General features: G+C 69.4%; 1 protein-coding gene. It reads left to right on the forward strand.

Annotation, left to right across the window (positions count from 1 at the left end):
• A partial coding sequence (locus H5411_RS46490) for a Clp protease N-terminal domain-containing protein (RefSeq protein WP_183128025.1) occupies positions 1-1237 on the forward strand: 1237 nt, incomplete at both ends.

Here is a 1237-nt window from a genome sequence, read left to right on the forward strand (position 1 = left end):
CGTGCCGCGGCTGCTGGCCCAGGCCCAGGCGGACCCGGACACGCTGCGCACCGCGCTGGAGACCGAACTGGGACGCCGTCCCAAGGTGTCCGGGCCCGGCGCCGCACCGGGGCAGATCTTCCTCACCCAGCGGCTGGTCCGGCTGCTCGACACCGCCGAGCGCGAGGCCAAGCGGCTCAAAGACGAGTACGTCTCCGTCGAACACCTGGTGATCGCGCTGATCGAGGAAGGGACCACCACCGCCGCGGGCCGGCTGCTGCACGAGCACGGCCTGACCCGCGACCGGTTCCTGCAGGCGCTGACCGCGATCCGCGGCAACCAGCGGGTCACCTCCGCGATGCCCGAGGTCGCCTACGAAGCGCTGGACAAGTACGGCCGCGACCTCGTCGCCGACGCCGCCGCAGGCAAGCTCGACCCGGTCATCGGGCGTGATGCTGAGATCCGCCGCGTGGTGCAGATCCTGTCCCGCAAGACCAAGAACAACCCGGTCCTCATCGGCGACCCCGGCGTCGGCAAGACCGCCATCGTCGAGGGCCTCGCGCAACGCATCCACCGCGGCGACGTGCCCGAAGGGTTGCGCGACAAGACCGTCTTCGCCCTCGACATGGGCTCTCTGGTCGCCGGCGCGAAGTACCGCGGCGAGTTCGAGGAGCGGCTCAAGGCCGTGCTCAACGAGGTGAAAGCCGCCGAGGGCCGGATCCTGCTGTTCGTCGACGAACTGCACACCGTCGTCGGTGCCGGCGCCGCGGAAGGGGCGATGGACGCCGGGAACATGCTCAAACCGATGCTGGCCCGCGGCGAGCTGCACATGATCGGCGCCACCACGGTCGACGAGTACCGCAAGCACATCGAGAAAGACGCCGCCCTGGAACGCCGCTTCCAGCCCGTGCTCGTGGACGAACCGGACGAGGCCGACGCGATCTCGATCCTGCGTGGGTTGCGGGAGCGGCTGGAGATCTTCCACGGCGTGAAGATCCAGGACAGCGCCCTGGTCGCCGCCGTGACCTTGAGCCACCGCTACATTTCCGACCGGTTCCTGCCGGACAAGGCCATCGACCTGGTCGACGAGGCTTGCGCGATGCTGCGCACCGAAATCGACTCGATGCCGGCCGAACTCGACGAGCTGACCCGGCGGGTGATGCGCCTGGAGATCGAGGAAGCGGCGCTGGCGAAGGAAACCGACCCGGCCAGCCAGTCCCGGCTCACGGAGTTGCGCAAGGAGTTGGCCGACCTGCGC

The organism is Amycolatopsis echigonensis (genome assembly GCF_014174495.1).
GTDB classification, from domain to species: Bacteria; Actinomycetota; Actinomycetes; order Mycobacteriales; family Pseudonocardiaceae; genus Amycolatopsis; species Amycolatopsis echigonensis.